Source organism: Leptothoe sp. PORK10 BA2, from assembly GCF_034932105.1.
Classification (GTDB): Bacteria; Cyanobacteriota; Cyanobacteriia; order Phormidesmidales; family Phormidesmidaceae; genus Leptothoe.
Genome location: NZ_JAYGIG010000164.1, coordinates 1 through 15,043 on the forward strand (window position 1 = coordinate 1; position 15,043 = coordinate 15,043).

Sequence of the window (15,043 nt, forward strand, 5' to 3'; positions counted from 1 at the left end):
TCACTTTCTGGACGATGGGGGTAGAACGGAAAACCTCGATTTGGGTATCGAGGGGGTTATCCAAGTTGGTTAACGCTTTTAGCTCTCGGTCAGCACCTTCCAGACCAACCAAGGACGATGTTTGGTTCGATGCTTCGAATAAAAGTTTTGATTCGGCTTCATACTTAGGTTCCTGAGTCAGACCAAGAGCGACAGCACCGGTTGCCGTTAGGCCAAAAACCGTCAACACAATTAGCCAGCGACGCTGAATAACTAGCCAATACTTATGTAAATCTATTTCAATCTCTTGAACAGAGTTATCTTTAGATGCCATTGAGCCTCACTGGGAAAAGGAACGAACTACGACGGGGAGGGTAACGGATGCAATATCAGAGATTAAAATCTAAATATCAATCTATATAAAGTTTTCAACAAGCTACTTCATTGAAGTGTGAGGGAACGGACTAGGACTCGACAAAACAATCATGACCAGTAGAACTATTATCAGTAGAACCACCTAGCACAGGTGACTATAGAGACACCTAGGAATGATGTATCAGCCCCTTCTAGCAGAGATTTATCCATTCTTTCAAGCAGGGTAATGAATTACAGTGATCATTGGGCCTAGGCATGAGAACTTCATAGCATGGTTCAATTTTCTAAAACCCTGATAAAGAATGGGAACAAATCATAGTGAAATGAAACTAGTGAATGCACCTAGTCAATTCACCTCAACCCTGATTGACTCCAATAGCGCATGAGTCTGTCCTACGGCAAGGGCCACATTGCTTGGCCGGTTAATGCTCGATTATGACACCACGGATGAACTGGGGTTGGTGGATGGATTGCTGGTGGATCTAACCCAAAAAGTTGTGGTGGCTTTGGTGGGTAAAGGGCCAGTGTGACAGCGCCAGCGTCCCATCTATAGCTGGGATCGGATTTTCAATATCGGGGCGAATAGCATTGTGCTCAGTGCCCAAGGGGCTGAGTTACCTAGGGCTTGCTGAAAAAGTCTCATCTGCTTTTTTCAGGGCTGAACCGACGCAAATAGGTTATCTTTTCAGGCTGTATCGATAGATCGGTGCAAAGGTGAATCGGCTGAAACCATTGAAAAATCGTTAAATGGCCTTGCACTTAACTTCGACTTCGTTAGCTAAAACGACTATATACCAGTGTTTCTGGATTGTTCAGCAAACCCTACCTAAGGCGGCAGCTTAGCCCATGGTGGGACTAGAAGTGTAAACCGCTACCGGTAACTGTGTGGGTCAGATTGTGGATTATCGTTTTGGGCCTGCGGTGCAGTTGTGTATACCTGTTTACTCAGCCAGGTCGCCCAGGGCTGTATAGGCTAATCCCCGAGGCGATTATTATCAGTGCTGGCCGTAAGCGCATGATGGGATCGACCCAGTCCGACGATGAATAAATGATGACCAAACCAGAACGTTGCTACCTTAGCGGTAGATCAATATGGCTATATTGGGGAATAGGATAGAACGGCGGAACATCCGATCCGCTGCTGCCCTATTCCCCGCTATGCCACAGATTCAGCCCTATCGAGTTGAGCGTACTATGACGTGGGCATCAAAAGTACTCAACGGATAGAGAACTCTACCACCAGATCGTCGAAGTCCATGTCTCCAAGAGCTGGCTGGTCCTCAATCCCAAAGGTATTGTCACCCAACTGTCTAATATGGTCGGCACCGCCATTGGCTTGACCATAGCTAAATACTACGTCGTTGGTTGTAGCATCAGCACCATCGATAATCACAAAGATACCTAGCTGTAGGCCAGCTGTCATCGATGCTTCAAATGTGCTGACCTGGCCATTTTGGCCCGTTAGCTCAATATCTAATCGATTTGCGATCGCAGCCTCTTTATACCCCGCGTCTCCTGGAAGTAGAATGGCGTTAGTCAGAGGATCCCGAACACCACCATCAGCAGTTTCTGTCACATAGAATCCTACCGTGTTGTCATCAGCAGCTTCGCGGAAAACATTAAAGGTTACGTCAAGTGAGCCCATCAGGCCTGTCAGGTCTATGGACTGTGCGTCGTTGACTAACAGGTTAGTCGTTGAAGATTCATTCACAACAGAAGTTGTTAGCTGAACCCCATTATCAAAGGTTAGCGAAACTTCGCTGTTGGTGATAGTCGTCAGGCTCGCAAACTGGGTTACCCCGTTTTCAATGAACGCAAACTGTAGAAATTCACCCTCTGAAATCAAACTACTGTCGATGGTAAAAACAGGACTATAGGAAGATGGAAGCTCATCGGTTTGTAGAATCGAAAATCGAGTGAGTTCAGTATCGTTCTCACCAAAGGCATCGGTCCTAAAGATAACAATTTCACTGACATCGGTAATCTCTCCCTGAGTCAGCTGAAATTGAACCGTATTTGAAGAACCTAACCGAGTTAAGCCTACAACATCGATCCCAGAAAATGGAGTAAGTAAGCTGTCATCAGTCCCTCCATTCCCATTACCGTCACCGCCGCCATCGTCGTCATCGTCGTCATCGCCATCATCGTCGTCATCATCTGAATTGCTCAGAGTGTAAGTTTGAACCGTAACCGGAGCCACCGTAGAAAGGCTGTTAGGAGCTGTTCCCAAATCCGTAATGGTTGGACTTGCTGCGAGCTCTAGACCAATAACGCCGTTAAAGTCCTCTAAATCTTCACCCGAAACGGAAATATTATAGAGACTTGCATTAACAGCCGTTACATTCAGGTTGACATTAATGTCATCGTCGGTCAGAGCAAAGTCTCCTGCATCAACTCCTTGAACATCTTCACTAAAGGCCACCTGAAATACTAAAGTATCTGCATCGGTAGTTTCAGTACTCGGTGTTTGTCGCGTAATACTAACTAAATTAGGCGCAATCGTATCTGGAACAACATTGTCAGGCAATCTTTCAACAGTGATTTTTGATTTACCGCCACCGTCTGTCTCATCTCGATACAAAACATAGGGAATGCCACTGCTGCTAATGGCTACATCCGTATAAGGCGCAGCACTAGTGGAAAAAGCAAAATCGCCAGCATCTACCCAGGCGCCATTGACAAATTTCTTAACAGTTGCCCGATCGGCAGCGGCTGCCTCTGGATACACCAGATAAGGAATGCCTGCACTGTCAAATTCTAGATCAGGAGAAAATGCGGACGCTGTAGAGACAGGACTGCCCACCAAGGTCCAATTGCCATTGACAAAGGTTTGAACGTATGCCTTCTTGCCATCGTTAGGATCGCTATAAGCAACATAGGGAACCCCATTCTGGATTGCCAAATTTGGAAATCTCACGGTTCCAGTTTCAAAACTCGTGTTGCCGACAGTTGTCCAGCCAGTAGTGGTGTTAAAAGACTGCACAACAACATTACCGACACCACCACTCGTATAGTTATAGACAACATAGGGCGTTCCGTCATTGCCGATTTTCAAATCTGACTGTGAAATACCCGACTCTTGGAGGATTGGCCCAAGAGAAAATCCCTCAGGGCCAACAGGTACCCACGTGTTGTTGTCGAGCACTCGAAGGGTTGCTCGCCCGCCATGAGCAGCATCCCGATAGAGAACATAAAGCTTTCCATCGCTGCCCGTCTCTAGATCAATCGAAGATGCCCCATTAGAAGATACTGCATTACCCACAGGAACCCAATTGGTTCCATCAAAGCGAATTACTTTAGTAGTATCGCCATCGTTTGCATCAAGATAGGCAACATAGGGAGTTCCATTAACAAACTCCACATCCGTACTCAGGGCGAATCCACCTGCGGCAACATTAGGAACGCCTACACTAGTCCAAACATTATTTTCAAACTTGCTGATTGTGAGCTGAGTGTCGTTTCTGTTTTTGTAAACAACATAGGGAGTCTCCCCACTGACCTCTAAATCAGCTGTTTCAATAACTTGAGCCGAAAATTGTGGAGTTCCTACAACTTCCCAAGCAAGTGTGAAGCGATAGGCTTGTAACGTATGGGGGGTAAAAACTTCAGTCGCTACAGATGGCCAATACCCATTACCAACCAATCTGCTACTAGCAGTAACTTTTGCATTGCTGACAGCCTGCAGTTTCTCAACAAACTCAGCTCCTGCATCACCAACAGCCACATTACAAGCCAGTAAGTTAAACTGACCGACCACACTTGGGTCAAACCAACTTCGTAGTTGACTAGCGTAGTTGTCCAGGGTACTCAACTCCAGATATTCTGTTCCGAGCTTGAGCCCACCTGGAAATCCGTGGGCGACAAGTGTCAACGATGCTGTTGGCCGCTGTGCCAGAATCTCGGTGATCTGGTCAATGCCGTTCTGCTCAGGCGAGAGCACATGGGTAGTCACCCCTGGCAATAGTCCAGATAGTAATACTGATAAGTCCTCTACTTGCCCATCAAAAATAACAACCTGTTGTGCAGTTGTGGTCATCTTAGTTTGCGTATGCTTTTGAAAATGTTGAATGGAGCTATCAGTCTTTGAGACAGCGATAGAATTTAGAGTGGCAGCTTGTTTCATTTCAATATCAAGTATTTTTTGTTGAACCACACCCTAAAAACATCTGTAAGACAGATGTTTGGTAGTAAAATTCTTAATGGGCACCTCGATTAATTCAATTTTGTCAAAAAAGACTCATTTTATTGAGAATAGCAAACGACGTTCTAAAGGCTTCTGACGTTGTTTTTGAGGTCAAGGCAATTAATAGAGGTGCCCTAATGTTTTCCGTAAGCACCTGCCAGACATATAGTCAGCAGGCCTAGGGGAATTTACTAATAACCTATTCAATAGCTGTCATCTCAAACCCTATTAATGGCAGAGGCATACAAAGTCTTAATAGACTAATGAAAGAAGTGTTATGGGGCTATAAGAAAAGAGCTTAAACTTGGCGTAGATGAAGTTTATAAGTAGGTTAGCCCAATTCTTTGCAGCATGGGTCAGTGATAGCGTAACCATGCTATACAGCTCTTGAATTTAATTGAGCGTACCTACTTAGATCAGTAATTTTCCTGACTAATGCTCTAAATTTCAGCCGGATGTTGCCTATGAAGAATATAGCTAACTCTATGGGAGCTGAGGTAAATCTGAACTTTAAATTCCCTTATTTTTTACTAGGCAGTGACAAGTTTCTGGTTTGCTTCTGCTCCGTCCTCAAGCTGGTAAGCTGGGTGAGTCAAGCTTTTTTAGATATTTCAGGGCACCTCGATCAATTCAACCTTGTTAGAAAAAGACTCATTCTATTAAGAATAACGAAAGAAGTTCTAATGGTTTCAGACGTTGTTTCAGTTTTGTTAGTCAGCAATTTAGTCAAAAGTAGAAGGGTCTACTTTTGACTAAAACGAACCTATGTTGACTCCGCAATGTCATACAGGCTGCCTAGGATTTTTCCCATATTCTTGCAATCTTTGAAAACTGCTTGAATAGAATCCTTCAGGTGACAGATGTTCTAACCATATTTTTCGACAAGCTAACTGTAAATCCTCAAATTCAGAAGGAGACAAGCGCCCATGAAATTCAGCCACTATTTCAGCAATATTGCCCGCATCTTTTTCGTCAACCCAGACACAGTATTTTTTCCAATCGATCAAATCGTCTAAAGGTAGCTTACAGTCAGTATCTAAGAATATGGGAATACGACCACATGAAAGAACTTCATAAAAACGATTGGAGTAGTTGCCTGAGCCGCGACAACAAAATATGTAATCGCTATTGACTATATTGTCAACATAATCCATGCGAGTCTTCATTTTCTCTTCAGGACTTGCGACTTCAAAGAAAACTGCTCGGTCAAAAATTTCTATGTTTTGTTTGACTAAAGTGCTTGTTTGTAGAGCATTTAACGCTTTAGTTCTCAAGACTTCACCCTTATAGGGTGAAACACCTAGTTTCAAGTGTTTTACTAAATTGTAGCCATAATAATAGAAGGTTTTGATATACCTATCAAGGCTTGGCGGTCTAGCAAACCCACGAAAGCCAATAGTTGGTTTCTGATTTTTTTTACGTATGGGAACTTGATTATCTAGGTATTTCTGAACAAAGTCTTCACAAAAAAATGGAAATATTGGGGTATCAGAAAAACGAGAATCTGATCGATAGACAGATTGTCGAAAAATAAAAGCATTACCTATTGGCAAAGACTCATCAGAACATTCACTGCCAAAAAAAACAACTAACGGTTTACCGGCTTGGCGAACAAGTTCCGCAAATTCTACAGCAAGCTTTACTCCCTCTTCATCGGTTTTTCCGCGCCACGAATCTCCGCGTATGCTACGCCAGTCAAAGGGAAGAACGGCTACTTCAGCTTCAGCTAAAGAAGTTAGCTCAAAAAGATTTTGCCCACACTGGACGTATTTAGAATAAGGACTAGCCCATTGATAAATGAGATCAGAATGTAAGTCTGGCCAGAGTGGATAAAGTATAGAGCTTGGATCTACACCTTCTGGGAGATAGTCTCGGCTAGAAAAAATTTTCAGTTTCATAAAAAACTTTGTGAGCGTTGTTTTGACAGCAGAGTGAGATACAGAGGCTATGAGACATAGAGCTAAGTGAAAGCCTCTTAGATTTATAGGTAACAGCTAGAGCGTATTACCCTACCCTAAACCACGTCCAAGTTGAAACCTAGAGGTTTTTCCCACCGAAAAAACTACAGTTCTGGACGTGGAAAAGGTTTAGTAGTTCCTCAAGCCCTAGTCGCTAAACCTGTCACATCATCAAGAACTTTCTCTAACGAGCTTGCTACTCCCTGAAATGAAAAAGTTTGTCGAGCGTAGCTTTGAGCGTTTTGTCCCAAACGATTTCTGAGTTCCTCATCGTTCCAAAGCAGTTCAATAGCTTCTTTCATACTTTCCATAGACCCGGGTGGAACTAACCAGCCTGTTTCACCATGTTTTACATAATCGCTCATACCATAGGCATCGGTGACAATAACTGCACGGCCCATAAGCATGGCTTCTATCACTGTTACATGACCAGCCGCCGTTACATCGTCTTTAGCCTGAAGGGGAACGATGTTGATACGTGCCTGCTGTGATATTTTCCGGCAGTCGTCCCTCGAAATACCAAAAGGGGTGCTTACCTGTGCTGGAATAGTGAAGTTTTCTAAAACAGATTTACTAGACGCCACTACAGTTGGTAAATTTAACTGCTCAACGACATCGAACAAACATGAGAAATCACGATGAGCAGAGCCTAGAGCGGCAATAAAAGGAGATTCACGCTCCTCTTCGAATGTCACTTCAATGTCAGGAGAGGGAAAGGGCACAAACTTAAATCGACTTCTAGGCAAATTTAGCCATTCACTATAGATATCAATCTCTTGCTTACTGTGAACTACGAAGCAATCAATATGATTTAGACTAATTTTCGATAGCAATCGACGCAAAGTTCCAACTCTGTAGTTACCAATGTTGAATGTCCAGGCAACGACTGGTTTATTAGTATGCTTAAAAATTTTTTGTAGGCCAATAGCTGCTGGTAGCTGAGGAAACAAGGTGATTATTCCGTCCGCATCACTATTCAGAGCTAGAGCAGCGTGTTCCCAGTGTCCCAACCATTCTGACCGAGTCGTATATCTGACTGATTTTTCATGCCAATTGGGAACTGGGGTTGGGCGAGCAATTAAGTTGAAACTATGGCTTTTGGTTGAAGTGTAGTTGCTAAGCCAATTATTATTAGCTACATCATCTTGGTTGAAATAAGGGGCGACAACAGACCATTTCATAAATTGATATTCCTCAAAAACAAGCGTCTAGAAAAAATAGTGAATTTTGAAATTTCGGAGCTACATAGCTAACGAAAAATATCTAATACGATTTCAGGCAACTAATATTAATTTCTCTCTAATGATCGAGACAGATATTACGCAAAGAAAAGTTAGAAATAAACCTTTCTATCTATCAATTCTTACAGCCAAAGTTTTCAGACTTTTGTGGGTCCTACTTTAAGATTACTGCTATTTTGAAACCTCTTTGCTAGAAAACGCATTGCTACTTGTTCCAATTGGGTATAAAGCTTCGTTGGGAATAGGCAGAGGAAATATGTTGCACCCATGGTAACGAATGTTTTGACTGGCTCTTCAGTCAAAATCCTCATGTCAGTAAAAATAGACTTGTGAAGCATCTCTAAAGCTAGTTTAGAATCCCTCACACTTACAGCTCGACGAGCAATATAGCGCTGGTAATAGGCCTTGGCAAGGCTCGCAGAATCAGCAAAAATATCTGGATAAGCAGCAGCGTATGTATCAATGATTTTTTCTAGATATTCATATTGAAGTAATAAACTGGCCGATAACCCGCCTGGATGAATCCGATAGAGCGTCAAAAGCTCCGGGATACCTTCGCATTCCCAATCTGTCTCTAAAGCTATTCTGAGCCAACATTCAACATCTTCAGCCCTCTTAAAGCTTTCATTGAAATAGAATTTCTCTTCTACACCATACAGATTATCGAGAAATTCAATATCTTTAAACACCTGTCGTTTAAAGACTGGCGTTGACCCGTTACCAATAGGATTACGGCGTAGTATGTATGGAGCTGTAATATTTTTGATTTTGGTTGGGATCTGTTTTAAGCCTGTAGGCTGATCATGCTGATCAATCAATTTGGAATAGCTAAAACTCACTCCCAACTTAGAATTCTTTTCTAAATGGGCAACATGCTTTTCTATCTTATCTTTTACCCATATGTCATCCGCATCAATGAGGGCAATATAGGTTCCGGTCGCATTTCTAATACCAGTATTCCGAGCACCAGCTAGTCCACGATTCGCTTGTTGAATAATTTTTATTCTTGGATCGTCAAACTTGCGACAAATGTCAATGCTTCGATCCGGCGAGCCATCATCGACAATAATAATTTCAAGGTCGCTATATGTTTGGTCTAAAACCGACTGTATTGTTTTAGCCACAAAATTCTCAGCTTTGAAAACTGGAATGATGACAGATACAAGCTCACTTTTCATTCAAAATCTCCTACTATGAAGAAATCTTTTTAGACAGACTAAACGGCATTCCATCGATAGAGTCTTGACTAAAAGATAATTAATTTGAAAAAATCTCTTGATAGCCCAAATGCCTACTACAGGGATTCGTATATTAGAGGTGTTGCAACATAGACAAACAATATAGCTCAAACCCTTTGATATCGATGGATTCAGTTTTTTGTAACGTAAAATTCACTAGAATTCATAACTGGCAGGGATTTAAGGCCTATTAGGTTCTTACATCGCAACAGGTCTATTATATGTTTCTGTATAATACAATCTAAGAGAAGACCCTCAGAGAAAAAACTGAAAATAGGTTAGATCATCATGACTTGCAGAATTTCAGACTAATAAAAAACTTTATAAATGTTTTTCATGCTAAGAGAGCTAGGATGGATAAAATGGTGAGGCTCTTTCTGAAGCGTTGGAAACTTCAATGGATTTAGCTCTCTCTTTTAAAGATGTGTCCGATATCTGTATAGAAGATAAAGATACCCAAACGTATAATATCCAAACATCGTGATTAAAGAAGTTACTCTCTGTCATATTGCCCAGTACGAGAAAGACTAAAATGAGAACAGGGTAAATAGCATAAGACTGTTTGCTCATCCGGACTAGCTGAAAAGACTTAACCGTTGTGACAAGAAAACTGGCAAAGAAGAAGATTCCACCAATCCAACCTACAGCTAGTAAGATTTCAAGAAACCCATTATGAGCATTGGGTGCAGGCCAGCCTACAATTTGGCGCAAAAGGTCAGCTGGACCGCCAGCGGTCCCCCAGAAGCCCTCATATCCATACCCTAAAAAGGGTCTAAGGGAAATCATGTGCCAGATACCTGGCCAGATTTCATCTCGTCCTGATAGGCCAGTGGTTTTACCAAATATTCCTAGTATCGCGTCAGCTTCAGATTGAATATAAATAGATACTGCCCCTAAAATTAGCACGATGGAGCTAACGCCAATGACCATGTACCGATAACTGAGCCTTAGCGTATTACAGATAAGAAATGTCAGCGCCATTGCTGCTGTAGTGAGCAATCCGGTAGTAGATTTACTGGCTACAACCATGAATGCAGATAGTAGCATTACACCGGTGATCCATAAACTAGCCCTTCGCTTAAAGAGATGAGAATATTGGGTGGTGAGCAAAAATACTGTGGTTAGGGCCATCTGTGAACCTAACTTATTTTTGTGTGAGTGTACACCTCGCCAGGCCCCTGCATGAACATCATGCATTATTCCATATTTCGGTAATAGCAGTCCGAAAATGAAACAGACAATCACATTTATTCCTAGGGCTATTACTAGAAATCGAAGCTGCTGTTTAAAGCTAAAACTGAATGATAAATAAATTGAAAGTGCGGTAGAACCTAGTAAAAGTATGCTGCGACGTGAAGTCATAGAGGGTCTGAACGACCACTGAGATGAAGCTAATATAAAAAGCATAAAAATAACTAAAAGTATTGCTTGAGGGCTCGAACACAATCGAGTCAATATAAGTCTCCAGCGAAACAGTAATAACGAGAAAGATGTTGCATAAATTGCCATGCTTATGGCAGGCAACAAGAAATTAGTATTGTCGGTATAAACGTCTACGAGCTGTCCGGCACCACCACTTGTAATCAAATAGATGGGATTTCCAAAGAAGAACCACAGGGCAAAACAAACAAAAATATATTCTAACCTGCATTATTCATGACCCTACGCTAAAAACGCTTGAATCTTTTGCCCTGCAGGTAATTTGGCGATTCTATATTTTCGACAGTGTGTTTTTATACATGAAAGCTGAAGCAGACTACCTATAAGGGTTAGGGCTTTAGTCAAAACCCTGGTGAATTATCCAGGCTAAATATCTTGGAAGTTTTAGCATAGTACGCCCGATAATCTATCATCAAATAACTGTCGAAAAATGATAAATTCTGTTTTCATAACTCAATCAGACTAACGCCGTCCTAATAAGATCTCAGATACTTAACTTAACTGTGTTAAATGTCGCGAATTTAGTATATATGAGGAGGGCTAAAACGATTAGTTTAGGAGTCTTGTAGAGGTTTTTCCAATTACTGGCTAGTGCTCGATTAACAAAATAAACTCCTAGGAATGCCGACATATTCAGCCGTAACGTTTGTCTCGCTAAGTACTGTAGTTGAGCAGCTTTTGCAGCACGATAATGCTCATCAACTAAATGGGGGGCTTTTTGACGTGCCTTATTCATCAAAATTATCCAACCTTCCTCCATTTTCATCAGAGTTGACGATAGACCGGAAGAATGTAAGCGATATTGGACCAGCACCTGATCGATACCTTTAATCTTCCATTTGTCTTGAATTGCAAGTCTAAAAAGAAGATCTATATCTTCGTTATATTGCATTGATTCATCAAATCCATTTAAAGCTTGAAATACTGATTTTCGAATAACCAGATTTGAGGTTGTAACGGTTGGATTACTGTAGAACAGATCTTGGGGTTGAAGAGTGTCTGTAATATTATCAGTCAGTTTATTGGTAGTCTTCCCATTGGTTTCTATCAGTTCAACCCTTGCAAAACTTACGCCAACCTGAGGATGAGAACTCATATAGTTGACATGGGCTGATATTTTGTCTGGTAGCCATAAATCATCTGAATCTAAAAAGGCAATGAGTTCACCTTCAGCAAGCTGAGCCCCTAAATTTCGTGCTACAGAGACGCCGCCATTTTCCTTGGAAATAAGACGAACCCGGCTATCTTTTTTAGAATATTTGCTTACTAATTCCGCAGTGTTATCCGTTGATCCATCATCAATAACTAGTAGCTCCCAATTTTGATAGGACTGATTTAATACAGACTGAATCACCTCCGATAGAAACTTAGCTGCGTTATACGCTGGAATAACAATAGAAACAAGCAAATTAGATGTCATGATAGTGGTTCTGAAAAAGAACTGTTAATATCTAGAATTAGGCTTAGTTGGCATTAGTTATAGGAAGGTTCCTATCCCTAGAAAATACTGATTTTGATACTAGAATATTAAACATAGGCAGGAGTAATAGATGGACTCCTAAAACAGTTGCTGCCACGACAAAAATATTAAATTGAGCTGCCACAACAATAGATAGAGTAAAGACAATCGTAAAGAAAATATTCCACTTTAGCCCATCTCCGCCACGACCAACGACCAACAAAAGCTGTTCTGAAACTAAGGCGAACGGTCTAGGCAAGGCTGACAGACAGATCATAATCAAAATTGGTATGGCTGGAATCCACTTTGGACTAAACACAATGGGGACATAAATTGGGGCTAAGCTGCTTTGGAGTATTACTAATGGAAATATGATAGCGGCACAAATTTTTAGACTTCTTGTATAGCCTTGCCTCAAGGCGGTCATGTTATCTTTTGCTTCACATAAATAAGGAAAAACTGAGTTTGAAACCATATTAATTGCGGTCAGGCTAACTCCTAGGCCAGCATTAAAAGCGAAAAAATAAAGACCAAGTTGTTCGACACTAAAGAATTTTCCAATTAATAAATAATCAACATTAGATCTTAAGTAATTGAGTATCTCAATACCTAGGGTATATTTCGAAAGACTAAATATATCGCGCCACTTTTTAAGAGTAAATTTCCCACTTGGACGCCAAGAATGATTTCTTCTATACACAGTTAGCCAGCAAAATTGAGAAATCATTAGAGCAAAAACGATACTCCAAATTCCCATTCCTGCAAGTGCTAGGATTACTACTAAAGATTGGCTAACTACAGAGTTTAAGGCTGTCGCTATAGCTCCAATTTTAAGTCTATTTTCTCGTCGAATTAGAGCATCTTGAATAGCGTAAAACGGATTCACCAGATAATTAGCTGCTGTTATGATAATAGGTAATACTAATTTCTCATTTCCATAGAATAGTGCAATAGGAAATGCTAACGAGCACTGGAATAGAAATATGCCTACACATAAAATCCAGTTAGTCCAATATGCTGTTTCTACTAATTCATCAAAGTCTTTCTCATCAGCTTGAATTATCTTGGGTGCAACTCCACCCTTTTGTATAAAAACAATTGAAAATTCGGTAACTGCGAAGATGATAGCCATCAGGCCATATTCTTCAGCAGAGAAAACGCGGCCTAGAACAACCACGAGTCCAATGCGGATTACCCGTCTAAATACTTCGCTTGCTGCTAGCCAACCCATGTTTTTGACAAGCTTGTCAGAAAGCAATCGCCTGAATTTCTGGTGCATTATGGTGCGATTTGTTTAGTAAGACTACCTATAGTAGATGTGAACTTTCTCTTTCTATTCCTATTTTTAATTGGCAAGCTGATCACTATTACTTGCAAATTATTATTGATTAGAGCATCCTTTGGTTAGAGGCTAAGGATGATTTTCAATACTCTTTTAGTTACCTAGTCAAATAAGTTCAACAAGAAATTTAAAGGATTGATCAATCGAGCAGCTAAGTCTAAGACTGATCCGCTTGTTGTTTTGGGTACAACAACAACATCTCCATCTTGAATCTGGTAGGTGTCTACTAGATTTCGAAGGTCGACAACCTCCTGCATTACTTCACCCGTAGTGTCGTCCATGCGAATAAAGACAACTTCTTTGAGCCTGGCATCATCGGTGGGACCACCTGCGATCGCAACAGCACTAGACAAAGAACTATTTGGAGGTACCGCAACTTCGCCAGGTCGAGTTACCTCACCCACAACTCGAACCCGAACCGTATCCGGAGCTAGGCTCGATGTCGCCAGTAAACGGTTATCAACCAGTTCTTCTCCTTCTGGCAAACGAGGAACAAATACCAGGTCCCCATCCCTCAGCAACATTTCTTCAGGCACTGTGGCAGACCAGAGAGCATCCCAAAGATTGACGTTTGTTCTCACAGTATTGCCATTTGGCAACTCGCGAATAACCACTACCTGGCGAATGTCCGCTGTCCGTCGAATGCCCCCAGCTTGCACTAATGCTTCACTAATATAGGGGGGAGAATAAGCGGCTGCCCCGGTAACATCAGTTGCGTCTTGCAGCTGAAGGGGCCCTGGGCGATAAACCTCACCCGCCACATTAATCACAACGGGCCGTAGCGCATTTAAACTAACGGAAACAGCAGGATCCACAAGAATTGTGTTTAAGACACGGGTCAGGTCTTGGGTCAGCTGATCGGTGGTTTTTCCAGCCGCCATCACTTTGCCAACAATAGGCAAAATAATCGTTCCATCAGGCAAGACCGACATCGGCCCCGTATATTCAGGAAAGCTGTAGACACTCACTTCAATCCGATCCCCCGGCCCTAATAAATAGGATGATGAGGCATAGTCACGGGAAACCGTATTGGCCAGAACCGCACTGTTATTAATTGCACTGTTATTAGGACTGTTATTAACAGTAGGCAGCGTTGGCTCCACTGGCGGTAGGGGCGGTAAAGATTGAGCAACTGCTGCCAGCGGAGTACAACAGATCAGCCCCAAGAGAAAGGGCACAGCGGAGCGTATCGGATTTGAGCTAAATTGAGCCATTTTTTGTTTAAGAGAATTTATATTACCTAGGTTGATACCATTAATTCAAAGAGCTATACATCGTTACCCCATAACCCTAAAGGTGACTGTTCACACTAACCTGACCATTAACGTCATGGGTATTATTGGAGCTATCCATGACTTGTGATGACCTATTATTCAGCAGATAATAGTCCTGTTTTTTAGAAAAGTAGTGATCAGGCCTACCCTTCACATCAATGCCGTTAGCCACTAGACCGAGCACTTTCTGTTGAGACTGGGACAACATTGTCTTTGTGGCAAAGATGCTATCAGCATCCGCCTTTCCAGGACGCATGACCAGCAAAATTCCATCGGTGGCACGTCCTATAGTAAGGGCGTCCGCTAGACCTAAAATCGGTGGCGTATCAATAATGATGTAGTCATAGGCTTTCTCACAGGCATTCAGGAGAGGTGCAATATGTTGAGATTCCAGAATCGCCAGGGGGTTAGATGGAATAATGCCCGCCGGTAACACATGCAAGTTGGGTTCTTGAAGAACAATAGCGTCCTTAAGGGCCACTTCACCCACCGCAAAATTACTCAAACCCTGTACATTAGGCAACCCCCAAATAGCGTGCTGAGCAGGTCTACGC

General features: G+C 42.0%; 10 protein-coding genes. All 10 read right to left on the bottom strand.

All coding sequences use genetic code 11. The annotated features are described in order from the left end of the window. On the bottom strand, positions 1 to 313 hold a 313-nt coding region (locus tag VB741_RS24860), incomplete at its 3' end, for a Wzz/FepE/Etk N-terminal domain-containing protein (RefSeq protein ID WP_323363790.1). Positions 314 to 1,570: 1,257 nt separating this feature from the next. Continuing rightward, positions 1,571 to 4,507: a DUF4347 domain-containing protein gene (locus tag VB741_RS24865; RefSeq protein WP_323367920.1), complete on the bottom strand. Its 2,937-nt coding sequence runs from the start codon at positions 4,505 to 4,507 to the stop codon at positions 1,571 to 1,573. An 812-nt stretch (positions 4,508 to 5,319) separates the two neighbouring features. Continuing rightward, the gene (locus tag VB741_RS24870) at positions 5,320 to 6,435 is read right to left on the bottom strand and encodes an exostosin domain-containing protein (RefSeq protein ID WP_323367921.1); all 1,116 of its coding nucleotides are present in this window, start codon (positions 6,433 to 6,435) and stop codon (positions 5,320 to 5,322) included. A 200-nt stretch (positions 6,436 to 6,635) separates the two neighbouring features. Next, entirely contained in the window at positions 6,636 to 7,676 is a 1,041-nt protein-coding gene (locus VB741_RS24875; protein ID WP_323367922.1) for a glycosyltransferase family 4 protein, read from the bottom strand. A gap of 197 nt (positions 7,677 to 7,873) precedes the next feature. Continuing rightward, the gene (locus VB741_RS24880) at positions 7,874 to 8,914 is read right to left on the bottom strand and encodes a glycosyltransferase family 2 protein (protein WP_323367923.1); all 1,041 of its coding nucleotides are present in this window, start codon (positions 8,912 to 8,914) and stop codon (positions 7,874 to 7,876) included. Positions 8,915 to 9,322: 408 nt separating this feature from the next. Next, entirely contained in the window at positions 9,323 to 10,336 is a 1,014-nt protein-coding gene (locus VB741_RS24885) for an O-antigen ligase family protein (RefSeq protein WP_323367924.1), read from the bottom strand. Between the two features lie 562 nt (positions 10,337 to 10,898). Then, positions 10,899 to 11,834: a glycosyltransferase family 2 protein gene (locus tag VB741_RS24890; protein WP_323367925.1), complete on the bottom strand. Its 936-nt coding sequence runs from the start codon at positions 11,832 to 11,834 to the stop codon at positions 10,899 to 10,901. Between the two features lie 43 nt (positions 11,835 to 11,877). After that, on the bottom strand, positions 11,878 to 13,131 hold the full coding sequence (locus tag VB741_RS24895) for a lipopolysaccharide biosynthesis protein (RefSeq protein ID WP_323367926.1): 1,254 nt from the start codon (positions 13,129 to 13,131) through the stop codon (positions 11,878 to 11,880). A gap of 185 nt (positions 13,132 to 13,316) precedes the next feature. Next, positions 13,317 to 14,429 (bottom strand): polysaccharide biosynthesis/export family protein, encoded by a 1,113-nt coding sequence (locus VB741_RS24900; protein ID WP_323367927.1) that lies wholly within the window; start codon positions 14,427 to 14,429, stop codon positions 13,317 to 13,319. Between the two features lie 76 nt (positions 14,430 to 14,505). Then, on the bottom strand, positions 14,506 to 15,043 hold a 538-nt coding region (locus VB741_RS24905; protein WP_323367928.1), incomplete at its 5' end, for a tyrosine-protein kinase family protein.